At 67.7% G+C, this 22,608-nt stretch carries 22 protein-coding genes, 1 tRNA gene, 1 other RNA gene and 3 pseudogenes; 21 read left to right on the top strand and 6 right to left on the bottom strand.

The genetic code is table 11. The features are described from left to right. Window positions 1-145: 145 nt before the first annotated feature. From ASG29_RS17595 to ASG29_RS12700, 4 genes and pseudogenes are all read left to right on the top strand, one after another. Window positions 146-1,015 (top strand): annotated as a pseudogene (locus ASG29_RS17595) (SGNH/GDSL hydrolase family protein); the annotation flags it as partial. A gap of 39 nt (window positions 1,016-1,054) precedes the next feature. Beyond that, window positions 1,055-1,168, top strand: a pseudogene (locus ASG29_RS17860) (PEPxxWA-CTERM sorting domain-containing protein); the annotation flags it as partial. A 44-nt stretch (window positions 1,169-1,212) separates the two neighbouring features. After that, on the top strand, window positions 1,213-1,950 hold the full coding sequence (locus ASG29_RS12705; RefSeq protein ID WP_055984479.1) for a phosphatidylserine decarboxylase: 738 nt from the start codon (window positions 1,213-1,215) through the stop codon (window positions 1,948-1,950). Beyond that, the gene (locus ASG29_RS12700; protein WP_082515983.1) at window positions 1,947-2,777 is read left to right on the top strand and encodes a CDP-alcohol phosphatidyltransferase family protein; all 831 of its coding nucleotides are present in this window, start codon (window positions 1,947-1,949) and stop codon (window positions 2,775-2,777) included. Before ASG29_RS12705 ends, ASG29_RS12700 begins: the two co-directional genes overlap by 4 nt. Here ASG29_RS12700 and ASG29_RS12695 read toward each other — a convergent pair. Then, a complete protein-coding gene (locus ASG29_RS12695) occupies window positions 2,719-2,952 on the bottom strand; it encodes a hypothetical protein (protein WP_235532904.1) in 234 nt (77 codons plus the stop codon). The two genes, ASG29_RS12700 and ASG29_RS12695, sit on opposite strands and share 59 nt — an antisense overlap. 307 nt (window positions 2,953-3,259) lie before the next feature. Here ASG29_RS12695 and rpsB point away from each other — a divergent pair, with 307 nt between their 5' ends. The 12 genes and pseudogenes from rpsB (at window position 3,260) to rpmE (ending at window position 14,849) form a co-directional block, all read left to right on the top strand. Continuing rightward, window positions 3,260-4,078 (top strand): 30S ribosomal protein S2, encoded by an 819-nt coding sequence (gene rpsB / locus ASG29_RS12690; protein ID WP_055984476.1) that lies wholly within the window; start codon window positions 3,260-3,262, stop codon window positions 4,076-4,078. A 130-nt stretch (window positions 4,079-4,208) separates the two neighbouring features. Beyond that, on the top strand, window positions 4,209-5,162 hold the full coding sequence (gene tsf / locus ASG29_RS12685) for a translation elongation factor Ts (protein WP_055984473.1): 954 nt from the start codon (window positions 4,209-4,211) through the stop codon (window positions 5,160-5,162). Between the two features lie 175 nt (window positions 5,163-5,337). Further along, window positions 5,338-6,069, top strand: a complete 732-nt coding sequence (pyrH, locus tag ASG29_RS12680; protein ID WP_055984471.1) for a UMP kinase — start codon at window positions 5,338-5,340, stop codon at window positions 6,067-6,069. Continuing rightward, a complete protein-coding gene (gene frr / locus ASG29_RS12675) occupies window positions 6,069-6,626 on the top strand; it encodes a ribosome recycling factor (protein WP_055984467.1) in 558 nt (185 codons plus the stop codon). The genes pyrH and frr overlap by 1 nt, the downstream gene beginning before the upstream one ends. Window positions 6,627-6,742: 116 nt before the next feature. Further along, window positions 6,743-7,471, top strand: a pseudogene (locus ASG29_RS12670) (isoprenyl transferase); the annotation flags it as partial. 68 nt (window positions 7,472-7,539) lie between these two features. Beyond that, window positions 7,540-8,283 (top strand): phosphatidate cytidylyltransferase, encoded by a 744-nt coding sequence (locus ASG29_RS12665; protein WP_055985595.1) that lies wholly within the window; start codon window positions 7,540-7,542, stop codon window positions 8,281-8,283. After that, a complete protein-coding gene (dxr, locus tag ASG29_RS12660) occupies window positions 8,280-9,437 on the top strand; it encodes a 1-deoxy-D-xylulose-5-phosphate reductoisomerase (protein WP_055984465.1) in 1,158 nt (385 codons plus the stop codon). Before ASG29_RS12665 ends, dxr begins: the two co-directional genes overlap by 4 nt. Further along, a complete protein-coding gene (rseP, locus tag ASG29_RS12655) occupies window positions 9,434-10,573 on the top strand; it encodes an RIP metalloprotease RseP (protein WP_055984462.1) in 1,140 nt (379 codons plus the stop codon). The genes dxr and rseP overlap by 4 nt, the downstream gene beginning before the upstream one ends. Window positions 10,574-10,714: 141 nt before the next feature. Next, window positions 10,715-13,360 carry an outer membrane protein assembly factor BamA gene (gene bamA / locus ASG29_RS12650; protein ID WP_082516101.1) on the top strand — a complete coding sequence of 882 codons (2,646 nt, stop codon included), beginning with the start codon at window positions 10,715-10,717 and terminating at the stop codon, window positions 13,358-13,360. Then, a complete protein-coding gene (locus ASG29_RS12645) occupies window positions 13,360-14,025 on the top strand; it encodes an OmpH family outer membrane protein (RefSeq protein ID WP_055984459.1) in 666 nt (221 codons plus the stop codon). Before bamA ends, ASG29_RS12645 begins: the two co-directional genes overlap by 1 nt. Window positions 14,026-14,031: 6 nt before the next feature. Then, window positions 14,032-14,529 (top strand): 3-hydroxyacyl-ACP dehydratase FabZ, encoded by a 498-nt coding sequence (fabZ, locus tag ASG29_RS12640; protein ID WP_055984456.1) that lies wholly within the window; start codon window positions 14,032-14,034, stop codon window positions 14,527-14,529. 89 nt (window positions 14,530-14,618) lie between these two features. After that, window positions 14,619-14,849: a 50S ribosomal protein L31 gene (gene rpmE, locus ASG29_RS12635; protein ID WP_055984453.1), complete on the top strand. Its 231-nt coding sequence runs from the start codon at window positions 14,619-14,621 to the stop codon at window positions 14,847-14,849. A gap of 110 nt (window positions 14,850-14,959) precedes the next feature. Here rpmE and ASG29_RS12630 read toward each other — a convergent pair whose 3' ends face one another. Further along, on the bottom strand, window positions 14,960-15,616 hold the full coding sequence (locus ASG29_RS12630; RefSeq protein WP_055984450.1) for an alpha/beta hydrolase: 657 nt from the start codon (window positions 15,614-15,616) through the stop codon (window positions 14,960-14,962). 120 nt (window positions 15,617-15,736) lie between these two features. Here ASG29_RS12630 and ASG29_RS12625 point away from each other — a divergent pair, with 120 nt between their 5' ends. The 5 genes from ASG29_RS12625 (at window position 15,737) to ffs (ending at window position 18,569) form a co-directional block, all read left to right on the top strand. Beyond that, entirely contained in the window at window positions 15,737-16,744 is a 1,008-nt protein-coding gene (locus ASG29_RS12625) for an aminotransferase class V-fold PLP-dependent enzyme (RefSeq protein WP_235532935.1), read from the top strand. Beyond that, window positions 16,741-17,814 carry a cysteine desulfurase family protein gene (locus ASG29_RS12620; protein WP_055985585.1) on the top strand — a complete coding sequence of 358 codons (1,074 nt, stop codon included), beginning with the start codon at window positions 16,741-16,743 and terminating at the stop codon, window positions 17,812-17,814. Before ASG29_RS12625 ends, ASG29_RS12620 begins: the two co-directional genes overlap by 4 nt. After that, window positions 17,811-18,125, top strand: coding sequence for a 2Fe-2S iron-sulfur cluster-binding protein (locus ASG29_RS12615; protein WP_055984447.1), 315 nt, complete (start codon window positions 17,811-17,813; stop codon window positions 18,123-18,125). Before ASG29_RS12620 ends, ASG29_RS12615 begins: the two co-directional genes overlap by 4 nt. A 39-nt stretch (window positions 18,126-18,164) precedes the next feature. Beyond that, complete coding sequence (locus tag ASG29_RS16795; RefSeq protein WP_156458003.1) at window positions 18,165-18,437, top strand: hypothetical protein; 273 nt, start codon at window positions 18,165-18,167, stop codon at window positions 18,435-18,437. A 37-nt stretch (window positions 18,438-18,474) separates the two neighbouring features. Next, window positions 18,475-18,569: signal recognition particle sRNA small type (ffs, locus tag ASG29_RS16470), an RNA gene on the top strand. 84 nt (window positions 18,570-18,653) lie between these two features. Here the strand turns inward: ffs and ASG29_RS12610 are convergent. The 4 genes from ASG29_RS12610 to ASG29_RS12595 form a co-directional block, all read right to left on the bottom strand. Next, window positions 18,654-18,730, bottom strand: a tRNA-Arg gene (locus ASG29_RS12610). Window positions 18,731-18,840: 110 nt separating this feature from the next. Next, on the bottom strand, window positions 18,841-19,110 hold the full coding sequence (locus tag ASG29_RS12605; RefSeq protein WP_055984445.1) for an SWIB/MDM2 domain-containing protein: 270 nt from the start codon (window positions 19,108-19,110) through the stop codon (window positions 18,841-18,843). A gap of 48 nt (window positions 19,111-19,158) precedes the next feature. Further along, on the bottom strand, window positions 19,159-19,362 hold the full coding sequence (locus ASG29_RS12600; RefSeq protein ID WP_055985583.1) for a DUF2945 domain-containing protein: 204 nt from the start codon (window positions 19,360-19,362) through the stop codon (window positions 19,159-19,161). Window positions 19,363-19,451: 89 nt separating this feature from the next. After that, window positions 19,452-22,433, bottom strand: coding sequence for a TonB-dependent receptor (locus ASG29_RS12595; protein ID WP_055984443.1), 2,982 nt, complete (start codon window positions 22,431-22,433; stop codon window positions 19,452-19,454). Window positions 22,434-22,608: the final 175 nt, after the last annotated feature.

Genomic DNA, 22,608 nt, shown 5'->3' with positions numbered 1-22,608 from the left:
CTCGCTTCCTTGAAGGGGAGGGGTTGCGCAGCGCGATAGGGGGAAGGGGGCGGGGGATCAACCGCGGGCACGGCGGCCATTTGGCGCTCGCTTTGTCGCGACGGCATGATAGCATGACGTCATAACATCAGAAAAAAGGGGAGCGATGATGCTGACGAGGGCGATGCTGGCCGGGGCCGCGATGGCCGTGGCGATCCCGGCGGATGCGCAATCCGCGAACTACGACCGCCTGTTCGTGTTCGGCGACAGCCTGGTCGATGCGGGCAACGCGCAGGCGGGGAGGGCCGCTTCCGGCGGCGAGGATCCGGCGCCCGCCGCGCTGGGCTATTATCAGGGGCGCTTCTCCAACGGCTACAATTTCGCGGACTGGGTGTCGCGCGGCGTCGAGGGTCAGGCGACGATCGCGTCCGCCTATGGCGGGCGCAACTTCTCCGTCGGCGGCGCGCAGACGCGCGAGGTCTCGGGCGACGCCAGCCCCAGCTTCCTCGAACAGGTCGAGGCGTTCCGGACGTCGGGGCAGGCCTTCACCGCCGATTCGCTCGTGCTGGTGACGCTGGGCGGCAACGACATCCGCAGCGAACTGGCGAAGGTCGGCGCGAACCCGCGCTACATGCCCGATTTCACCGCCACCCTGACCGCGATGACCGAGGGGCTGACCTCGCTCTACACGCTCGGCGCGCGTAACGTCGTCATCACCGGCCTGCCCGACGTGGGACAGATTCCGGCGGTGACGCAGTTCAACTCGCCCGCCTTGTCGGACGCGGGGCGGCGGATGTCGTTCGGGCTGAATACCGCGTTCGACGGTCTGACCGATGCGTTCGCGAGCAGCACCGGGGCGAATTTCCGGTTCTTCGACTTCTTCGCCTATCAGCAGGCGATCTACGCCGATCCGGGCGCCTACGGCCTGTCCGATACGCTGGATACGCGGACCGCCTGCCTGCTGACCAGTGGGGCGCCGGCGTGCGACGGCTACACCTATTTCGATCTCGTCCACCCCACGCGCGACATCCATCGCGTCGTCGGCGCGGGGATCGCGCGGCAACTGGGCGTGAACGGGGTGCCGGAACCGGCGACATGGGCGCTGATGATCATGGGCTTCGGCGCGGTCGCGGGGGCGTTGCGGCGCCGCGGGGCGACGGACCGGGGGGCGACACGCATCGCGGCATGACGCCCGCGATTGTCACATCCGCGTCGCACCGATAGACCGGGGCCATGTCATCGCTCGAAAAGCCGCCGCATCATGGCGGCATCCCCGTCACCTCCACCGTCAAATGGCGCTTCCCCGCCGTGCATCCGGAAGGGCAGAAGTTCACCGCCATCGCCTTCGGCATCACGCTGCTGGCGACGATCATATCGAAGGTGTTCTTCTGGCCTTTCCTGGCCGTCACCGTCTGGGTCGCGGCGTTCTTCCGCGATCCGGTGCGCACCACGCCGGTCGGCGACGACCTGATCGTCTCGCCCGCCGACGGCCTGGTGACGATGATCGAACGCGTCGCGATCCCGCGGGAGCTGGTGCCCGAGCTGGGGGAGGGCGCGCGGGTGCGCGTGTCGGTGTTCATGTCGGTGTTCGACGTCCACATCAACCGCAGCCCGATCGCAGGTACGATCCGCCAGGTCGTCTACATCTCCGGCAAGTTCCTGAACGCCGACCTCGACAAGGCGTCGGAGGAGAACGAGCGCCAGCATTTCGTGGTCGAGGGACATGACGGGCGGAGGGTCGGCTTCACGCAGATCGCGGGCCTGGTCGCGCGCCGCATCGTCGCCTTCGCCAAGACCGGCGACATCGTCGCGGCCGGGCAGCGCGTCGGCCTGATCCGCTTCGGCAGCCGCGTCGACGTGTTCCTGCCCGACGGCTGCGCGCCGCAGGTGGCGCTGGGGCAGCGTGCGATCGCGGGCGAGACGATCCTCGGCCGCTACGGCGCGGACGCCGCGGTCGGCGTCGCGCAATGAACCACGACCCTGCGGACGACGACGGCGGCGACGACCTGACCGGGTCCAAGCGCCTGCGCCGTGGCCTGCCGCTGCGCGCGGTCGCGCCCAATGCGGTCACGGCGCTCGCCTTGTGTTCCGGGCTGTCGGGGATCCGCTTCGCCACCGCCGGGCGATGGGAACTGGCCGTCGTGCTGGTGCTGGTCGCGGGCGTCTTGGACGGTCTCGACGGCCGGATCGCGCGGATGCTGCATGGCGAAAGCCGCTTCGGTGCGGAACTCGATTCGCTCGCCGACGCCATCTCGTTCGGCGTCGCGCCCGCGCTGATCCTCTACTTGTGGACGCTGGAAACGCTGCCGCGCTTCGGATGGATGGCGTCGCTGATGCTCGCGGTCTTCTGCGCCCTGCGCCTTGCCCGTTTCAACGCCGCGATCGATGCGGACGATCAGCCGCACAAGTCGGCCGGCTTCCTTACCGGCGTTCCCGCGCCCGCGGGTGCTGGACTCGCGCTGCTTCCGATGTTCGCCTGGTTCTGGAGCGGGGAGCCGTTTCTGCGCGACCCGCGCTTCGTGGCGCCATGGGTCGCGTTGGTCGCGCTACTGATGGTGTCGAGCCTCGCCACCCTGTCGTGGAGTTCGATGAAACTGCGTCGCAACGTCCGGTTCGAGGCGCTGGCGCTGGTCGTCATCGTCGCCGCCGCCGCCGTCAATGCCCCGTGGGAAACCGCGACGGTCGCCTGCCTGTCCTACCTCGCCTCGCTGCCGTTCAGCATCGCGGGCTATGCGCGGATCAGGCGGCTTCGCGCGGCCGGAACGATCCCCGCGCCGACGCCGTCGCCCAGCGCCTGACCGCGATCCGCCGCTCGGCATGGACCAGTTCGGTGAGGGGCGCGAAGCGCGGCTGGGGACGCGCGAACAACACATCCACGATCTGCGCCATCCGCGGAGCCACCGTGGCGGCGATGGCATAAATCGCGGCGCCGAACGCACCGCCGAAGATCAGGATCGCCATCATCGTCATCATCGCCGCCAACTCCGTTCGCCCGCGAACCTCATGTCCGCCAACCTGTGGATAACTTTGCGGTTCCCTCGCCCCGGCAATATTTCAGCCACGGTCCGTCGTGGAAATACCGCCGGAGTTCCCGGTCCGTTCCTTTGTGTTCCATATCCGTTCCAGACCGTCAAGCGCCGAATGGCGGTTGATCGGAACGGCACGATCGGCTAGGGGCGCGCGCTCTAACCCCGCATGGGAAGCATCATCATCCCGGTGCGCAGGCTTCGAGCCACGCGTCACTCGCTTCCCAGAGGCTCAACCGGAAGGATATTCTATTATGGCGGCACCTGTCGTCACGATGCAGCAGCTGATCGAGACCGGCGCGCACTTCGGCCACCAGACCCACCGCTGGAACCCGAAGATGAAGCCCTACATCTTCGGCGACCGCAACGGCGTCCACATCATCGATCTCAGCCAGACCGTGCCGCTGTTCGCGCGCGCGCTGGAGTTCGTCAGCTCGACCGTCGCCGCGGGCGGCAAGGTCCTGTTCGTCGGCACCAAGCGGCAGGCGCAGGAAGCGGTCGCCGATTCGGCGCGCCGCGCGGGCCAGCATTTCGTCAACCACCGCTGGCTGGGCGGCATGCTCACCAACTGGAAGACGATCAGCAACTCGATCAAGCGCCTGAAGGCGCTCGAGGAGCAGCTGTCGGGCGACACGCACGGCCTGACGAAGAAGGAAGTGCTCCAGCTGACGCGCGAGAAGGACAAGCTGGAACTGTCGCTGGGCGGCATCCGCGACATGGGCGGCGTGCCCGACGTGATGTTCGTGATCGACGCGAACAAGGAAGAGCTGGCGATCAAGGAAGCCAACACCCTGGGCATCCCGGTCGTCGCGATCCTCGATTCCAACGTGTCGCCGGACGGCATCGCCTTCCCGGTGCCCGCCAACGACGACGCCAGCCGCGCCATCCGCCTGTATTGCGAGGCGATCGCCATCGCCTCGACCCGCGGCGGCCAGCAGCAGCAGGCGCGCTCGGGCCGCGACCTGGGTGCGATGGACGAGCCGCCGGCGGAAGCGGCGCTGTCCGCGCCGGTCGAGACCCCGGCCGCGCAGCCGGGCGACGTGCCCGCGACGGAAGAGCCCGCCGCCGCGTAACCGTAACGGAGGCACGATACGATGTCTCCTCCAGCCGTTCGGGCTGAGCGAGGTCGAAGCCCGCGCGTCGCGCGCCCTTCGACTTCGCTCAGGGCGAACGGCATTTTGCTTTCAGATTGAGGATTTCGACATGGCCGACATCACGGCAGCGATGGTCAAGGAACTGCGCGAGAAGAGCGGCGCAGGTATGATGGATTGCAAGAAGGCGCTGAACGAGACCGCGGGCGACATGGACGCCGCGCTGGACTGGCTGCGCACGAAGGGCCTGGCGGCCGCGCAGAAGAAGTCGAGCCGCACCGCGGCCGAGGGTCTCGTCGGCGTCGCCGTCGCGGGCACGAAGGGCGCGGCGGTCGAGGTCAATTCCGAGACCGATTTCGTCGCCAAGAACGACCAGTTCCAGGCGTTCGTGCGCGAGGTGACTCAGATCGCGCTCGAGCAGGGCGATGCGATCGATACGCTGAAGGCGGCGACGATGCCGTCTGGCAAGACGGTCGAGGAGGCGCTGACCAACAACATCGCCACGATCGGCGAGAACCAGTCGCTGCGCCGCGCGCGCCGGCTGGAAGTGTCCGAGGGTGCGGTCGTTGCCTATGTGCACAACCAGCAGTCGCCGGGCCTGGGCAAGATCGGCGTGCTCGTCGCGCTGGAGAGCAAGGCGGCGGACGACGTGTTGCAGGCGCTGGGCAAGCAGCTAGCGATGCACATCGCCGCCGCCTTCCCCAAGGCGCTGAACGAGCATGACCTGGACGAGGCCGAGATCGAGCGCGAGCGCGCGATCGCGACCGAGAAGGCGGCCGAAAGCGGCAAACCCGCCGACATCATCGCCAAGATGGTCGAGGGCGGCATCGCGAAGTTCCGCAAGGAACATGCGCTGGTCAGTCAGCTGTTCGTGATGGACGGCAAGACGAAGATCAGCGACGTCGTCGCGAAGGCCGGCAAGGACGCGGGCGCGGAGATCAAGCTGGTCGACTACGTCCGCTTCCAGCTGGGCGAGGGCATCGAGAAGGAGGCGTCCGACTTCGCCGCCGAAGTCGCGGCCGTGTCGGGCGTGCCGCAGGGCAAGCAGGCCGAGCCGACTGCCTGAGGCGAGGGGAGAGGAGAACAGGGGTGTCCTCCCCTCCGACCATTGCCCGTCGCCACGGCGAAAGCCGGGATGACGTCGTTTCGGGGTGCGGAGCCGCCCCCACAACCTAGGTTGCCCGCGCCGCGCCCGCCGCTTAAGGTTCGTGCCGCCCCGTACCCCCGACGCACCGGAACCCATGACCGATCCCCGCTACAAACGCATCCTGCTCAAGCTGTCGGGAGAGGTCCTGATGGGCGAGCAGGGGCTCGCCATCGATCCCGCCGTCACGGCGCGCGTCGCGGCGGAGATCGCGGACGTGAAGGCGCAGGGCTACGAACTGTGCATCGTCGTGGGCGGCGGCAACATCTTCCGCGGCCTCGCCGCCGCGGCGCAGGGGTTCGAGCGCGGCACCGCCGACTACATGGGGATGCTCGCCACCGTCATGAACGCGCTGGCGGTGCAGAATGCGCTGGAGCAGATCGGCGTCGATACGCGGGTCCAGTCCGCGATCCCGATGCAGTCGGTCTGCGAACCCTTCATCCGCCGCCGTGCCGAGCGGCATCTGGAAAAGGGCCGCGTCGTCATCTTCGCCGCGGGCGTCGGATCACCCTTCTTCACCACCGACAGCGGCGCCGCGCTGCGTGCCGCCGAGATGAACTGCGACGCCCTGTTCAAGGGCACGTCGGTCGACGGCGTCTACGATGCCGATCCCAAGAAGGTGGCGGATGCGAAGCGCTTCGCCACGGTCAGCTACGACATGGTGCTGGCGAAGAACCTGCGCGTGATGGACGCCAGCGCGGTCGCGCTGTGCCGTGACAGCAATATCCCGATCGTCGTCTTCAACATCCGCGAGCACGGCAATTTCGCCGCCGTCCTTCGCGGCGAGGGCGTTTCGACGGTCGTTCAGAAAGAGATGGAGAGCGTCTGATGCCCGCCTACGACAAGGCCGATCTGGAACGCCGCATGGCCGGCGCGGTGGAAGCGCTGAAGGGCGACCTTGGCGGCCTGCGCACCGGCCGCGCGTCGACCGCGCTGCTCGATCCCGTGACGGTCGAGGTGTACGGCAGCCACATGCCGCTGAACCAGGTGGCGACGGTTTCGGTGCCGGAGCCGCGGATGCTGTCGGTGCAGGTGTGGGACAAGTCGAACGTCGGCCCGGTGGAAAAGGCGATCCGCTCCGCGGGGCTCGGCCTGAACCCGATCAACGACGGCACGACGCTGCGCCTGCCGATCCCCGACCTGACCGAGGAGCGGCGCAAGGAACTGGCGAAGCTGGCCGGGCAATATTCGGAGAAGGCGAAGATCGCGGTCCGCAACGTCCGCCGCGACGGCATGGATGCGCTGAAGACCGACGAGAAGAAGGGCGTATTCAGCGAGGACGAGCGCAAGCGCCACGAGACCGAGGTGCAGAAGATCACCGATACGACGATCGCCGACATCGACGTCGTCGGCGATGCGAAGGAAAAGGAAATCCTGGGTAAGTGAGCGGCTCCCGTAGCCCATTTTCACCCCTCCCTTTCAAGGGAGGGGCAGGGGGTGGGTCTGCGGCGAGCGGGCTCGACGCCCGGCCGCCGCTCCGCGACGAGCGACCCGCTTCGCGTGTCGCACCCACTACAAACCCCTCCCTTGAAAGGGAGGGGCTTTCGGTCGTTCTTCCCCGTCACGTCGCCATCATCATGGACGGCAACGGCCGCTGGGCGAAGCGCCGCCACCTGCCGCGTGCCGCCGGGCACAAGGCGGGGGTGGAGGCGGTGCGCGCGGTCACCCGCGCCGCGCGTGCGATGGGGATCGAGGCGCTGACGCTCTACGCCTTCTCCAGCGAGAACTGGCGCCGTCCCGCGGAGGAGATCGGCGACCTGATGGGGTTGCTGAAATTCTTCATCCGGCACGATCTGGCCGAACTGGTGCGCGAGAACGTGCGGTTGCGCGTGCTGGGCGACTATCGCCGGTTCGCGGGCGACGTCGTCGCGCTGGTCGACGATGCGCTGGCGCGCACGGCGGGTAACACGGGGCCGATCCTGGCGATCGCGCTGAACTACGGCGCGCAGGCGGAGCTTGCCGCGGCGGCGCGTCGCCTGGCCGGACGCCTGCCGCCGGAGGCGATCGACGAAGCGGCGATCGAGGCGGAACTGGAAACGCGCGACCTGCCGCCGCTGGACCTGCTCGTCCGCACGTCGGGGGAGCAGCGATTGTCGAACTTCCTGCTGTGGCAGGCGGCCTATGCGGAGCTTCTGTTCGTCGAGACGCTGTGGCCCGATTTCGGCGCCGACGACCTTGCCGCCGCGGTCGACGCGTTCGCGCGGCGGCAGCGCCGCTACGGTGGGTTGTGAGCCTGGACAACCCGCTTCCCGGCGCGCCCGACGCGAAACTCCGGACGCCGTCGAACCTGCGGCTGCGGATGATCGCCAGCGTGGCGATGATCGCGGTCGCCTCCACCGCGCTCGTGCTCGGCGGTCTGGCGTTCTGGCTACTGACGGTGATCGCCGCCTTGTTCATGATGGCGGAATGGTCGGACCTGCAAAAGGCCCCGGCGAAGACGAAGCGGCTCGCGCAATTCGCGCTGAGCGTACCGCTGGCGACGATGGCGCCGGCGTGGCTGGTGCTGGAAACGCGCGACTTCTTCACGCTGGGCCTCGTCGCGGCGGCGTTCTTCTTCGTCGCCGCCGTCACGCGCATGCCGCGCCTGGCCGCCGGAGTCCTTTACTGCGCGTTGCCGGTGATGGCGTTGATCGTGTTGCGGCGGCAGGACATGGGGTTGCTCCTGGCCTTCTGGGCGATGGCGCTCGTCTGGGCCACCGACATCGGCGCCTTCTTCGCCGGGCGCGGCATCGGCGGGCCGAAGCTGGCGCCGCGACTGAGCCCGAACAAGACGTGGGCGGGCCTGATCGGCGGCGTGATCGCGGCGACGATGCTGGCGGTGGTGCTTCACTTGGGTGCCGCCCTGCCGATCCGCCTCGTGATGGCGACGCCGTTGCTGGCGGCGCTGGCGCAGGGCGGCGACCTGTTCGAAAGCTGGCTGAAGCGGCAGGCGGGCGTGAAGGATTCGGGCAACACCCTGCCGGGCCACGGCGGCGTGCTCGACCGCATCGACGGGCTGGTCCCGGTCGCCCCGATCGCCGCGCTGCTCGTCCTGCTGCCGTGAGGACGGTCACGATATTGGGGGCGACCGGATCGGTCGGCACGTCCACGCTCGACCTAGTCGAGCGGGCGCCGGACCGTTTCCGCGTCCGCGCGCTGACCGCCAATTGCGACGTGGGGAAGCTCGCCGCCGCTGCGATCCGCACCCATGCCGAACTGGCGGTGGTGGCGGACGAGCGCTGCCTGCCCGATCTGGACCGCGCGCTGGCGGGCACCGGCATCGCCGTCGCGGGCGGAGCGCAGGCGGTGTGCGACGCCGCGGCGCTGGGCGCGGACGTGACGATGGGCGCGATCGTCGGATGCGCGGGCCTCGCGTCCACGATGGCGGCGATCGAATGCGGTGGGACGGTCATCCTGGCGAACAAGGAACCGCTCGTCTCCGCCGGCGACCTCGTCACGGCCGCGGCGCGCGCGCACGGGGCGACGATTCTGCCCGCGGACAGCGAGCATAACGCCGTGTTCCAATGCTTCGACTTCGCCCGGCCCGACCGCGTGCGCCGCATCGTCCTGACCGCCAGCGGCGGGCCGTTCCGCGACTGGTCACTGGACGCCATGGCGCAGGTCACGCCCGCGCAGGCGGTGGCGCATCCGAACTGGTCGATGGGCGCGAAGATATCGGTCGATTCGGCGACGATGATGAACAAGGGTCTCGAACTGATCGAGGCCGCGCGGCTGTTCCCGATCGACCCCGCGCGGATCGAGATCGTGGTCCATCCGCAATCGGTGATCCACAGCATGGTCGATTATGTCGACGGGTCGATGCTGGCACAGCTCGGCCCCAGCGACATGCGCGTGCCGATCGCGCACTGCCTGGCCTGGCCCGACCGCATGGCGACCCCGATGGAGGCGCTGGACCTGGTGAAGCTGGGCCGGCTCGATTTCGAAGCGCCCGATCCGGTCCGCTTCCACGCGCTCGCATTGGCCCGCGCCGCGCTGGACGCGGGGGGCGCGGCGCCGGCGATCCTGAATGCGGCGAACGAGGTCGCGGTGGCGGCATTCCTGGCGGGGCGGATCGGCTTCCTCGAAATCGCCGCAATCGTGGACGATATATTGCAGGGTTACGGCCCGGCCGCGCCGGAGACGCTCGACGCGGTGTTCGCGATCGACGCGGAGGCGCGGCGGCGTGCGGGCGAGCGCGTAGAGGATTGCGTCTCTTGATCCAGGCCCCCGGTGTCATCCTTACCCTGCTGTCGTTCGTGCTGGTCATCGGCCCGCTCGTTTTCGTGCACGAGATGGGGCATTATCTGGCGGGACGCTGGTTCGGGGTGAAGGCCGATGCCTTCTCGATCGGGTTCGGGCGCGAGGTCGCCGGATGGACCGACAGCCGCGGTACGCGGTGGAAGCTGGGCTGGATCCCGCTGGGAGGCTACGTCAAATTCGCGGGCGACATGAACGCCGTGTCGCAGCCGTCGGCGGAATGGCTGGCGCTACCCGCGGAGGAGCGGGCGCAGACGTTCCAGGCGAAGCCGGTGTGGCAGCGTGCGATCATCGTCGCCGCCGGGCCGGTCGTGAACTTCCTGCTCGCGATCGTGATCCTCGGCGGCTTCGCGCTCGCCTATGGCGACGTGCGGACCCCTGCCGTGGTGGGGCAGGCGATCCCCGGCACCGCCGCCGCCGCCGCCGGGTTGCGCACCGGCGACCGGATCGTCGCGATCGGCGATCGGCCGATGGATTCGTTCGAGGACATGGTCCGGTACGTGAAGATTCGCGCGGGCGAGCGCGTTCGGGTCGAGTATGTGCGCGACGGCCGCGCCGCCGGTGTGGACGCGACGATCGCCACGCAGGTACAGCGCGACCGGTTCGGGAACGAATACAAGGTCGGCCTGCTGGGCATTTCGCCGACCGACCCGGTGGTCGTGCCCGTCGGCCTGCTCGACGCCCCCGTCGTCGCGGTCGCGCGTACCGGGCAGATCGTGCGCATGATGGTGGAAACGATCGGACAGATCGTGACCGGCCGCCGGTCCGTGAAGGAACTGGGCGGTCCCCTGTCGATCGCGAAAGTATCGGGCGAGCAGATGTCGCTGGGCTGGGACGCGTTCGTCTTCCTGATCGCGCTGGTGTCCATCAATCTGGGGTTCATCAACCTGCTGCCAGTGCCGATGCTGGATGGTGGCCACCTGTTGTTCTACGCGATCGAAGCGGTGCGCCGCCGCCCGGTCGCGCCGGAGGCGATGGAATGGGCCTATCGCGGGGGGCTGATGGCGGTGCTGGCGCTGATGGTGCTGGTCACGATCAACGATCTCGGCAATTTCGGCCTGTGGCATGCCCTGTCCGGCCTGTTGCGCACGGGATGACGTGTTGATCGTGCGGGCAAGCTGGGGCAGGGCGACGCGGCCCTGCACCGCGCGCGGGTTTCTCTCGAGTGGGATTTTTCGGTGACCGTCCACAACGCTTCGACTTCGCGGTTGCGCGCGGCGGCCCTGCTGGGCTGCACCATGCTTTCCGGCGTTCCCGCGCTGGCCCAGACGGCGCCAGCGCGTACGCCGGTGGCCACCCCCGCCGTCGTCGCCACCGCGCCGCAGGCCCAGCGCGTCATCAAGTCGCTGCGCGTCGAAGGATCGCAGCGGATCGAGGCGGAAACCGCGCTCAGCTACACCAAGCTACGCCAGGGGCAGCCGTATACCAACGAATTGCTCGACCAGGCGATCAAGGACCTGTTCGCCAGCGACCTGTTCGCGGACGTGTCGATCGCGGGGGCGGAGACGGGCGACATCGTCATCCGCGTGCGTGAGAACCCGATCATCAATCGCGTGATCCTGGAAGGGAACAAGCGGTTGAAGGACGACAAGATCGTCAAGGAAATCAAGCTCAAGCCGCGCCAGATCTTCACGCGCGCCGCGGTCCGCCAGGATGTCGGCCGCATCGTGGAACTGTACCGGCGCCAGGGCCGGTTCGCCGCATCGGTCGAGCCGAAGATGGTCAATCTGGACCAGAACCGCGTCGACGTGGTGTTCGAGATCAGCGAAGGCCCGAAGTCGAAGGTCCGCCAGATCAACATCCTGGGCAACGAGGTCTTCGACGACGGCAAGCTGCGCGCGCAGATGGCGACGAAGGAAGCGCGCTTCTATCGCTTCCTGTCGTCGGGCACGTCGTACGACCAGGATCGCCTGGCCTACGACCAGCAGAAGCTGCGCCAATTCTACCTGACCGAGGGCTATGCCGATTTCCGCGTCACCAGCGCGGTGGCGGAGCTGACGCCCGACAAGAAGGACTTCATCATCACCTACGTGGTGGAGGAAGGCCCGCGCTACAAATTCGGCGACGTAACCGTCGACAGCGATATCCGCGACTTCGACGGAAAAAAGCTGGCGACGACGCTGCCGATCAAGAAGGGCGACTGGTACAACGCCAAGGCGGTCGAGGATACGGTCGACAATTTGAGCCAGACGACGGGCCTGTTCGGCTACGCCTTCACACAGGTCGCGCCGGAATTCCAGCGTGACCGCGACACGCTGACCATGTCGATCAACTTCCACATCGGCCAGGCGCAGCGCACCTATGTCGAGCGGGTGGAGATAACGGGCAACACGAACACGCAGGACAAGGTCATCCGCCGCGAAATCCGCCTGGCGGAAGGCGATGCGTTCAACACGTTCCAGGTGAAGCGTTCGCAGGATCGCATCAATAGCCTGGGGTATTTCCAGGACAAGTTCGAGATCAAGCAGACGCCGGGCACCACGCCCGACCGCGTCGTGCTGGAGGCGAACGTGGAAGAGAAATCGACCGGCGAGTTGCAGCTGTCGGCCGGCTATTCCTCCCTCGAACGCTTCATCATCCAGGCGAACATCACGCAGCGCAATTTCCGCGGCCGCGGTCAGGAATTGCGCGCCGGCGTCAATTACTCCACCTATTCGAAGTCGATCGAGCTGGGCTTTACCGAACCCTATCTGTTCGACCGCAACATCGCGGTGGGCGTGGACGTGTTCCGGCGCGACTTCAATTCGTTCAACTTCATCGGCACCAATCGCAACACGACGTACAGCCAGACGTCGACCGGGTTCCAGGTCCGCGCGGGCGTGCCGCTGACCGAATTCTGGCAGCTCGCCGGTCGCTACAGCCTCAGCTACGACGATGTCGGGCTGGACGAGGCCAGCTTCTTCACCAACGGCCAGTGCGATCCGCTGAAGGCCGGTCGCTACCTGTGCGACGCGCTCGGCAAGCGACTGACCTCCGCGGTCGGCTATTCGCTGATCTACGACAGCCTGAACAGCCGGCTGCGTCCGACGGCGGGCCAGCGCCTGTCGTTCAGCCAGGATTTCGCGGGCCTCGGCGGGGACGTCAAATACATCCGCACCCGGTTGGAGGGCGCGAAGTACAAGAACATCGGGTCCGGGTTCATCGGCTCGATCGTCGCCGAGGGCGGCTACATCCACTCGTTGCAGGGGTCGCCCGGCGACGGCCGCGATCCCATCCGGATCAACGACCGTTTCTACCTGGGCGAGCCGCAGTTCCGCGGCTTCGACATCCGCGGCGTCGGCCCGCGCGTGCAGCGATTGTCGTACACGACCGATCCGTCGGGCGCGCAGGTCCTGGTCACCGATCGGGACCAGATCATCGACGACGCGCTGGGCGGGAAGGCATATTACCTCGCCCGTGTCGAGCTGGAGATCCCGCTCGGCTCCGGCGCGCGCGAACTGGGGCTGCGGCCGTCGATCTACGCGCAGATGGGCAGCCTCTTCAACATCACCCGGCCGCGCCCGACCGCGACGTTCCCGACCACGACCGACGCCAACGGGAACACGATCGTCCTGCCGCTGCCGCAGACCGATCCGACCACCGGCGCGCCGCTCTATTACTTCGTCAACGCGGCGGGCGGGGCGGTGCAGACGACCTGCGCCACGGGCCTGCCCGATGCCAGCGGGGCCTGTAACGGGATCATCCCCAACGTGCCCCTGATCGCATCGCAGCCGTTCCTGGAACGCTTCCTGGGCGACAGTGCGCGACCGCGCGTGTCCGTGGGTATCGGCGTGAACTGGAACTCGCCGTTCGGCCCGCTCCGCATCGACCTCGCCAAGGCGCTGGTGACCCAGCCCGGCGACGACCCCAAACTCATCACCTTCAACGTAGGGACACAGTTCTGATGACGACGTTCAAGACCCTCCTGCTCGCCGCCGCGCTCGCCGGCCCCGCCATGCTCGCCGGCGGCGCCGCCGCCGCGCAGGTCAATGGTATCGCGGTCGCCGATCCCGAAGGCGCGGTCGCCAATTCCAAGGCGTGGGCCACCGCGCGCACGCAGATCCAGGGGACGTACAAGACCCAGCTGGACCAGGCGACCGCGCGCCGCAACGCGATCAACACCGAATTGCAGCCGCTGGTGACCGCGTATCAGCGCGCCGCCGCGGCGCCGGGCGCGACCGAGGCCTCGCTGCGTCCGCAGGCGCAGGCGATCCAGACGAAGGAGCAGGCCGCCAACGCCGAGCTCCAGCGCCTGACCGCCCCCGCCAGCCGTGCGCAGGCCTATGCGCTGGAACAGATTTCGGCGAAGCTGCCCGACGCGGTCAACGCCGCGGTGCGCGCGAAGAACGTCAGCCTGCTGCTGCGTCCCAACGCCGCGCTGTTCGCCAATCCGGCCGCCGACATCACGTCGGCGATCACGGCGGAGCTGGACCGGGCCGTCCCGTCGGTGACCACCACGCCGCCCGCCAACTGGCAGCCGGGCCAGCAGCAGGGCGCCGCCGGTGCCGCCGCCGCTACGACCGCGACGCCCGCGCCCGCGACGACCACGCGGCGCCCGACCGGGCGCTGAGCCGGGATGGGCGATCCTTCCGCGAACGCCGGTGAGACGTCGGGCGGGTCCGTGATCGGACCGCTCGACATCACGCGCGTGCTGGCGGCGTTGCCGCATCGCTACCCCATGCTTCTGGTCGACCGGGTGGAGGAGATCGTGCCCGATCGCTCGATCACGGCGATCAAGGCGGTGACCTTCAACGAAGGGTTCTTCCAGGGGCATTTCCCCGGCCGTCCGATCATGCCGGGCGTCCTGATCGTCGAGGCGCTGGCCCAGGCCGCCGGGATCCTGGCGGTCGAGAGCCTCGGGCTCGCCGGGTCGGGCAAGCTCGTCTATTTCATGGCGATCGAGAATGCGAAGTTCCGCAAGCCCGTGGAACCCGGGATCCTGCTGCGGCTGGAGGTGGAGTTCGTGCAGAAGCGGTCAAGCGTCTGCAAGTTCGCGGGCCGTGCCACGATCGACGGTCAGTTGGCCGCCGAGGCCGCCTTCACCGCGATGATCGCGGACCCGCCCAAGACGTAGACGGCCCGCTTTGACTTTGCGGGCGGGCCGCTGTAGGCGCGCGCTTCCTTTCCGGCTGGTCGGAAACCAGCCATTGCGGAGATACGACGATGAAGAAAGACACGCACCCCGACTATCACTCGATCAAGGTGCAGATGACCGACGGCACCGTGTACGAGACGCGCTCGACGTGGGGCAAGGAAGGCGACACGATGACGCTGGAAATCGATCCGCTCGCGCATCCGGCGTGGACCGGCGGTCGTGGCCAGCTGCTCGATCAGGGCGGCCAGGTGGCACGCTTCAACAAGCGGTTCGGCGGCGGTCTCACCCTTCGCAAGTAACGCGAACGCGCCTGCGGTCCGTTCGGACCGGCGGTATCCAGCGGCTGCGGCTCGGACCTTTCAGGCCCCGAGCCGCAGCCGTTCGTTCATGGGGCGCCCGCCGGCGGCGGTCACTTGATCGGACTGTCGGGCGCCAGGCGCATGTCGAGGTAATTGTCCACCGACCGCATCAGGTCCTCCATCTCGTGTTCGAAGAAATGGTTGGCGCGCGGGATCGTGTCGTGATGGATGGTGATGTGCTTCTGCGTCCGCAGCTTGTCGACCAGCTTCTGCGTCGCCATCGGCGTGGCGACCTCGTCCTCCGCGCCCTGGATGATGATGCCCGAGGAGGGACAGGGGGCGAGGAAAGAGAAGTCGTACAGGTTGGCGGGCGGCGCGACCGAGATGAAGCCGCGGATTTCCGGCCGCCGCATCAGCAGCTGCATGCCGATCCACGCACCGAAGGAGAAGCCCGCGATCCACGTCGTCTGCGCCTCCGGATGGAAGCTCTGCACCCAGTCGAGCGCAGCGGCGGCGTCGCTCAACTCGCCGATCCCGTTGTCGAACGTTCCCTGACTCTTGCCCACGCCGCGGAAATTGAACCGCAACGTGGCGAACCCCCGGCGCTGGAACGTCTTGTACAGTTCCTGCACGATGCGATTGTTCATCGTTCCGCCGGCGTTGGGATGCGGATGCAGGATCATCGCGACGGGCGCGCGGGGACGCGGTGCCGGGACGAAGCGTCCCTCGATACGACCGTCGGGACCGGGAAAGATGACTTCGGGCATGATGTCTCGCAAGGCAAGGGCGTTGGGCGCCCGTAATCACGCGCTATATAGGCCCGGATCAGGATATTGGAACGCTTGTTGCCGCCACGCACCTATCTCGACCACGCCGCCACAACGCCGATGACCGCAGCTGCGCGCGACGCGCTGGTGGACGGGATGGCGCGGTGGGCGAATCCGTCGTCGCCGCACGCCGACGGGCGGGCCGCGCGCGCGATGCTGGAGGAGGCGCGCGCGCGGATCGCGGCGGCGTACGGATGGACGGGGGAGGTCCTGTTCACCAGCGGTGCGAGCGAGTCGCTGGCGATCGTGCTGACCCGCGCGGTGCCGACACGACGGCTGGTGTCCGCGGTGGAGCATGACGCCTGCCTGCGGGGCGCGGGGCGGGCGGAGACCATCGCGGTCGATTCCGCCGGTTGCGTCGATCCCGCGACGATCGATGCGCGCGACGCGCTGGTGGCGGTCCAATGGTGCAACAGCGAAACCGGCGTGCGGCAGCCGTTGCACGCGGTGGCGGAGACGGCGCACGGCGCAGGGGGGCTGCTGCTGGTCGATGCGGCGCAGATGCCCGCGACCACCGGACTTGCGGGCGATGCGGACTTCGTCGCCTTGTCCGCGCACAAGCGCGGCGGCGGGCCCGGCGTCGGGGCGTTGCTGGTCCGCGATCTTGCGACCTTGGCCCCCACGGGCGGGCAGGAACGCGGCTATCGCCCCGGGACCGAGAACGTACCAGGCATCCTGGCGTTCGCCGCCGCCATCGCCGAGCCGGAACCGGATCACAGCGCGATGCGCAACCGGCTGGACGATGCGATCCGGCGATCCGGCGGCGACGTCGTGGCCGGGGCGGCGGAACGTCATCCCGCGATCGGCAGCTATCGGATGCCCGGCGTCGCCGCGATGACGCAGCTCATCCGCTTCGACCTGGACGGCATCGCCGTGTCGGCGGGCAGCGCGTGCGCGAGCGGCAGCATGAAGCCCAGCCACGTCCTGCGCGCGATGGGCTGGACCGAGGAGACGACGCGGGAGGTCGTCCGGGTCAGCTTCGGCCGTACCACCACCGATGCCGACGTCGACCGCTTCATCGCGGCGTGGCGCGGCGTGGCGCGGACCGCGCGATCGTTCGCGGCATGACCTATCTGGACTATCAGGCGACGACGCCGCTGGCGCCCGAGGCGCTGGAGGCGATGATTCCCTGGCTTCGCGATCAGCATGCGAACCCGCATTCCGCCCATCGCCCCGGCCGGGCGGCGAAGGCGGCGGTGGAAGTTGCGCGCGCGCAGGTCGCGCGATTGCTGCCCGACGGTGGGCGCGTGGTGTTCACCGGCGGGGCGACCGAATCGCTGAACTGGGCGATCCGGGGCACGGGCGGCGGCATCGTCACCGTCGCGACGGAACACGCCGCGGTGCTCGACACCGCAAGGGCGGAGGCGGCGCGCGGACGGGCGACGACGGTCCTGCCCGTGGACGGGGAGGGGATCGTTCGACCGGCGGACATCCCGCCGGGCACCGGCCTGGTCGCGGCGATGCTGGTCAACAACGAAATCGGCGTTATCCAGCCTGTCGCGACCCTGGCCGCGGCGGCGCGCCGGGCGGGCGCGCTGATGCTGTGCGACGCGGTGCAGGGATATGGCCGCGTGCCGATTCCGGACGGTTGCGACCTGATCGCGCTGTCGGCGCACAAGGTGCACGGGCCCAAGGGGATCGGCGCGCTGTGGATCCGCGACGGCGTGACGCTGTCGCCGCTGCTGTACGGCGGCGACCAGGAAGGCGGTCGGTCCGGCACGTTGTCGCCCGCGCTTTGCGCCGGTTTCGGCACCGCGGCGCGATTGATGCACGAACGGGCGGCGGAGGATGCGACGCATGTCGCGGCGCTGTGGGCATCGGCGCGGGACAGGCTGCCCGGCTGGATCCTCAACGGATCGGACGGACCGCGCTATCGCGGGAACCTGAATGTCCGGCGCGAGGGGCTGGACGTCGCGCGGTTGATGAGCGACCTGCGCGACGTTGCCTTCTCCGCCGGGTCCGCCTGTGCCAGCGGGTCGGGGCGTCCCAGCCATGTACTGCGCGCGATCGGGCTGGACGACGGGGCGGCGCGGTCGTCGATCCGGATCGGTTTCGGCCGCTACACGACCGAGGCGGAACTGATCTCTGCGCTGGACCGGTTGCACGCCGCCGCGTCGGCGCAACGGATCGCGGCATGAGGATAAATGCGGACGGCGTCGCGATCGACGCCCGGATCGGCGAGACGTTGCTGGACGCGGCGCAGCGCGCCGGATTGCCGCTGGAGGGGACGTGCGGCGGCGATATGGCCTGCGCGACCTGCCACGTCGTGATCGCGCCGGACGACATGGCGCGGCTGCCCGGTGCGACGGAAGAGGAGGAAGACCTGCTCGACATGCTGCCGCGCGCGGTGGCGACCAGCAGGCTGGGGTGCCAGATCCGGCTTTCTGCCGATCACGCGAACCTGTCGTTCGCCTTACCGCCGGGTTCAGCAAAGGTGCAGCGCCCCTGACCCATCATCCCGGCATGTAGCGTGAAAGGAGTATCCGACATGAAGTTGATGGCTCTCACCCTAGCCGGCGTGGTCGCGGCGAGCGCGATGACCCCGGCGCCTGCCGAGGCGCAGCGGTGGCGCGACGGGCGTGGATGGCACGACGGCCGCTACCAGCATCATGGTCGCTGGCATTACCCCCCGCGCGGCTATTATCGCGGCGGATACTGGAACGGGCGACGCTGGAACCGCGGACCGCGCGTGCGGACGGTGTGCCGCTGGCGGCCGGGTCCGTACGGCCGGGTCGAAGTTTGCCGGCGCGTTCGTCGCTGATGGCTTGAACGTCCCGCCCGGCTCCGCCATAGGGCGCATGGGAGTCGGGTGGGCGCGGCCGTCGCCAACCCGGTCAGGTCCGGAAGGAAGCAGCCGCAACGATTTCGTCGCGGGTCGCCCGGCTCCCACCGCGCCATTGTCGTCACGGGCGTGGCGTCGGTCGACCGGCCGTATCGATCCGGCAGCCGCGCAACCCATCTACCGCAACCGGACCGCTGGTGCCCCCGGCGAGATTCGAACTCACGACCTGCGGTTTAGGAAACCGTCGCTCTATCCTGCTGAGCTACGGGGGCACGCGCGCGGTCGGTAGAGCAGCGCGGGCACACGATCAACCATGTGCGGTGCCGTGACGCACCGGCCGGGGACGCGCACCGCGCATCCGCCATGGCCGGTGCGCGACGGATCACGCCTTGACGTGCTGCGCGATGTACTTGTTCATCTCGAACATCGTCACCTTGTCGCGACCGAACACTTTCTTCAGCTTCTCGTCGGCCAGGATCTCGCGCTTGTTCTCTGGGTTCTGAAGGTTGTTGGACTTGATATATTCCCACACCTTGCTGATGACCTCGCTGCGGGGCAGGCGGTCGTTGCCGACGACCGCGCCGAGCTCGGCCGAGGGCTGCACGGGGGCGTGGATGCCGCCCGTCTTCGTCTTCGTCGTCGTGGTCGCCATGTCGTTCCTTCCTTATGGGCCGGCCCCAAGCGCCGGCATGAATCAGGGTTACGCCTTCTTGAGCGCGGACGCCTTGTGCGCCGCCTTTCCGCCGTTGTCACTCTCTACGAGGAACTGCGGCTCGTCGGGGGAGGCACGGACCTGGTGCCCCTTGATCGTGGTATCCTTGGTCAGCTTCTTCTCGACCGTTCCGTGCGCGGTGCCGCCATGCGACTTCCACGTGACGTCGTCGCCCTTCTTCGGATCCTTCATGTTCACCCACTCCTTCTTGCCCGTCGGCAATGGACGGACCGGGCAAAAGGTTGCGGGATGCCCGTCGCCGCGCATCCCGCAAGTGGGGGTCAGAACTTGAACCCCGCCGCCACGCCGTACGTGCGCGGCTCGATCGAGAAGATGTTCGTGAACAGGCCGGACGACTGGTCGGTCACGTACATGCCGGTCGTCGCGTCGTTCTGCGTCAGGTTGCGCACGAAACCGCGGATGTAGAAACGATCGTCGGGCGCGTTGATCTGCACCTGCGCGTTGACGACCTCATAGCCCTGGATGCGGTCGATCGGGTTCTTGTTGAAGATCGTGCCCCAGGCATTGCCGGTGTAGTTGAGGTCCGCGCGCGGTACCACGGTCCAGCCGCTGCCGCCCATGTCGATCGTGTACTGCGCGCCCACCGCCCATTTGTAGGTCGGGGCGTTGGGCAGGCTGTTGTCGCGCACGTTCACCTCCACGCCCGATCCCAGCACCGTGAAGGGAAGCGCACCGGTGGGAACGCCGAACAGCGCGCGAAGCGCAGCCGGCGGATTTGCCGCCGTCGCCGCGAGTGCCGAGCAGACGCTGAACGCGCCCGTCGTGTTCGTGCCCTGAAGCGGGGCTGGCGCTCGCAGGCCGATGCCGGAATTGACCGCCGCCACATAGGTGTTCACGCCGGTGACGTTCCCCGCGGTCGTCGGGATGATGGCGCAGTTCGACGCGTTCGTGATATCCTTGATGATGACCGCATCGGACCGGCCGCCCGAGGGATCGCGCGGATTGGCGAGGAAGCGGTCGTCGGCGACCTTCGACTTCAGGTAGCTGAAGTTCATGTTGACGACGAAGGCGGGGATCGGGCTGATGACGGCTTCGGCCTCGACGCCGTAGATGTTGGCGTTGACGTTGTCGTTGACCGACGTGCGCGCCACGATGCGGCTGAGCTGAAGTCCCTGATACTTGTAGTAGAAGCCGGTGACGTTCAGGCGCAACTGCCCGTTGCCGAAGGTGTTCTTCGACCCGATCTCGAACGCGTCGACCTTTTCGGGCGCGAACGTCGTCGGGACGGAGAAGACGGGGGACAGTGGCGGATTGATGCCGCCCGACTTGTAGCCGCGCGAATAGGAGGCGTAGAGGAGGTTGTCGGGCGTGATCTTGTAATCGACCACGGCGCGACCGGTCAGGCGCTGGAAGCTGACCGAATCCTGCGCGTAGGGCTGGTTGCCCGGGCGCGTGGCGTCGAAGTCGACCGCACCGCTATCCAATTGCGGGAAAGCGGTGGCAGCACCGAAGGGCACCGGGACGTTCGCCAGCGTCGTGCGTGCTGTCACGTCCTTCTTGTCGTTGTTATAACGCAGGCCCAGCGTGACCTTCAGCGCATCGTTCATCTCGAAATAGGTTTCGCCGAAGATGCCGTAGGATTTCAGCCGGAACTCGGGCGAGTTGCTGCGGAAGAAGGGCGAGGCGAGGTAGGACGTGCCGCCGGTCGCCGCGGATCCGAGGATGCCGGTGGCGTAATCGAGGCCGAACGCGTTGACGTAATAGTCGACGTTCGTCGCCTTGCTGTCGAAATAGATGCCGCCGAGCAGGAAGTTGAACATGCCGTCGAACGAGCTGTCGATATGCGCTTCGGCGGAATACTGGCGATTGCGGCCGACCGAACGGTCATAGTCGAGGCTGGTGGGCGCGCAGACCGCATTGCCGCCATACACGCCCGTGTTGCTGGGTTCCGGGATCGACTGGCACAGGCTGCTCGGCCCGTTGGGGATGAGGTACTGGCGAACGTTGTTGAACGTCGCGCCGGGAAGGCCGGGGCGGCCGATCGCGTTCAGCAGGTTGAGGCCGGCATTGGCGGAGAACGAGTTTTCCACCGCCAGATTATAGTCCGACGTGGAATCGACGCTGCTTTCCATGTAGCCGCCGGTAAAGTTGAAGCTGACCGGTCCGAAATCATGGAACAGCTTCACCGTATATTGCTGCTCTTCGGCGAAATAGGTCGGCTCGTAATCGATGCGGACCTGGCGGACGTCGGTGGGATTGACCACGCCGAAGAACTGGTCCTGCGTCTGATAGATGCTACCCAGCGCGAACGGCGCCACGGCCGGACTGACGCCGATGGTGAAGAACTCGCGGCTGGTCAGGACGCTCGACAGGGTCGAATTCGCGTTCGTGGTCTCGAACGCCAGCCGGTCGGGCGAACAGCCCAGGACGCCCGACGGATCGCGGCGGCACAGCTGCTTCTGGATGCGGCTGCGGCGATCCTTTTCGCGGAAGTAGTAACCGATCAGGTCGACGCGCGTGTCGGGCGACGGCTCCCACGACAGGGTACCGCGCACCGCGTAGAGATCTCGGTCGTCGATCCGGTTGCCGGTATACAGGTTCTCGGTATAGCCGTCGCGCTTCAGATAGGTGCCCGCGACACGCACGCCCAGCGTGTCGGTCAGCGGCAGGTTGAACATTCCCTTCACGCGCTTGGAATCGTAATTGCCATACTCGAACTCGCCCGCCGCGCGGATGCCCGACAGGTCGGGCTTCGCGGTGATGAAGTTCACCACGCCCGACGTGGCGTTGCGGCCGAACAGGGTGCCCTGCGGCCCGCGCAGGACCTCGACCCGTTCGAGATCGAAGAATTCGCTTTCGAACAGTCGGGTGCCCAGCAGCGGCATGTCGTTGACGTGGATCGCGGTCGCGCTGTCGCAGGTCACGCCGACGCACAGGTCGCCGATGCCGCGGATCGTGAAGCTGGAGGAGGTGAAGTTGGTTTTCGTGAAGGTGATGTTCGGCAACGTCTGCTGAAGCGCGGTGGAATTGACGATCTGCTGCTTTTCCAGGTTCTCGGCGGTGAAGGCCGACACCGCGATCGGCACGTCCTGCAACCGCTGCGACTGGCGCTGTGCGGTGATGACGATGTCGCCGGCGTAGGTCGGGCCGGTATCCGCGGACGTCGCCTCCTGGCCGGGTCCGCCGGTCGGGGCGGTCGTTTCCGCGCTGGTGGTCGTGCCGGTCTGCGCATATGCGGGCATCGCGGCGGACAGGGCGATCGCCGACATGGCGGACGCAGCGAACAGATCGAATTTCCTCATGGCCATCCCCTCCTCTGGATCGCGCCCGATTTGTTACCGGGTCGCGGTTCTTCGATATTCCGGTATGGAGACTAGCGACGGAAAATTTCAATCGTCAATCGATTCCGCGGCAGTTTCTTGCGCGTCGTCACGCACGTGCCATAAATGAAACAGTTTCGAATTTGAACTCACATCA

The organism is Sphingomonas sp. Leaf412 (genome assembly GCF_001425405.1).
Classification (GTDB): domain Bacteria; phylum Pseudomonadota; class Alphaproteobacteria; order Sphingomonadales; family Sphingomonadaceae; genus Sphingomonas.
This window is presented reverse-complemented; position numbering and strand designations above follow the sequence as displayed.

Bases quoted from the DNA above. Each gene is read 5' to 3' on its own strand.
- ASG29_RS12615 (WP_055984447.1), top strand. From the start codon at position 17,811: ATGAGGATAAATGCGGACGGCGTCGCGATCGACGCCCGGATCGGCGAG.
- frr (WP_055984467.1), top strand. From the start codon at position 6,069: ATGCCCGCCTACGACAAGGCCGATCTGGAACGCCGCATGGCCGGCGCG.
- fabZ (WP_055984456.1), top strand. From the start codon at position 14,032: ATGGGCGATCCTTCCGCGAACGCCGGTGAGACGTCGGGCGGGTCCGTG.
- tsf (WP_055984473.1), top strand. From the start codon at position 4,209: ATGGCCGACATCACGGCAGCGATGGTCAAGGAACTGCGCGAGAAGAGC.
- ASG29_RS12705 (WP_055984479.1), top strand. From the start codon at position 1,213: ATGTCATCGCTCGAAAAGCCGCCGCATCATGGCGGCATCCCCGTCACC.
- ASG29_RS12630 (WP_055984450.1), bottom strand. From the start codon at position 15,616: ATGCCCGAAGTCATCTTTCCCGGTCCCGACGGTCGTATCGAGGGACGC.
- ASG29_RS12600 (WP_055985583.1), bottom strand. From the start codon at position 19,362: ATGAAGGATCCGAAGAAGGGCGACGACGTCACGTGGAAGTCGCATGGC.
- ASG29_RS12700 (WP_082515983.1), top strand. From the start codon at position 1,947: ATGAACCACGACCCTGCGGACGACGACGGCGGCGACGACCTGACCGGG.
- ASG29_RS12645 (WP_055984459.1), top strand. From the start codon at position 13,360: ATGACGACGTTCAAGACCCTCCTGCTCGCCGCCGCGCTCGCCGGCCCC.
- ASG29_RS12620 (WP_055985585.1), top strand. From the start codon at position 16,741: ATGACCTATCTGGACTATCAGGCGACGACGCCGCTGGCGCCCGAGGCG.
- ASG29_RS12595 (WP_055984443.1), bottom strand. From the start codon at position 22,433: ATGAGGAAATTCGATCTGTTCGCTGCGTCCGCCATGTCGGCGATCGCC.
- ASG29_RS12625 (WP_235532935.1), top strand. From the start codon at position 15,737: ATGACCGCAGCTGCGCGCGACGCGCTGGTGGACGGGATGGCGCGGTGG.
- ASG29_RS12695 (WP_235532904.1), bottom strand. From the start codon at position 2,952: ATGATGACGATGATGGCGATCCTGATCTTCGGCGGTGCGTTCGGCGCC.
- pyrH (WP_055984471.1), top strand. From the start codon at position 5,338: ATGACCGATCCCCGCTACAAACGCATCCTGCTCAAGCTGTCGGGAGAG.
- ASG29_RS12605 (WP_055984445.1), bottom strand. From the start codon at position 19,110: ATGGCGACCACGACGACGAAGACGAAGACGGGCGGCATCCACGCCCCC.
- rpsB (WP_055984476.1), top strand. From the start codon at position 3,260: ATGGCGGCACCTGTCGTCACGATGCAGCAGCTGATCGAGACCGGCGCG.
- ASG29_RS12665 (WP_055985595.1), top strand. From the start codon at position 7,540: ATGATCGCCAGCGTGGCGATGATCGCGGTCGCCTCCACCGCGCTCGTG.
- rpmE (WP_055984453.1), top strand. From the start codon at position 14,619: ATGAAGAAAGACACGCACCCCGACTATCACTCGATCAAGGTGCAGATG.
- ASG29_RS16795 (WP_156458003.1), top strand. From the start codon at position 18,165: ATGAAGTTGATGGCTCTCACCCTAGCCGGCGTGGTCGCGGCGAGCGCG.
- bamA (WP_082516101.1), top strand. From the start codon at position 10,715: ATGCTTTCCGGCGTTCCCGCGCTGGCCCAGACGGCGCCAGCGCGTACG.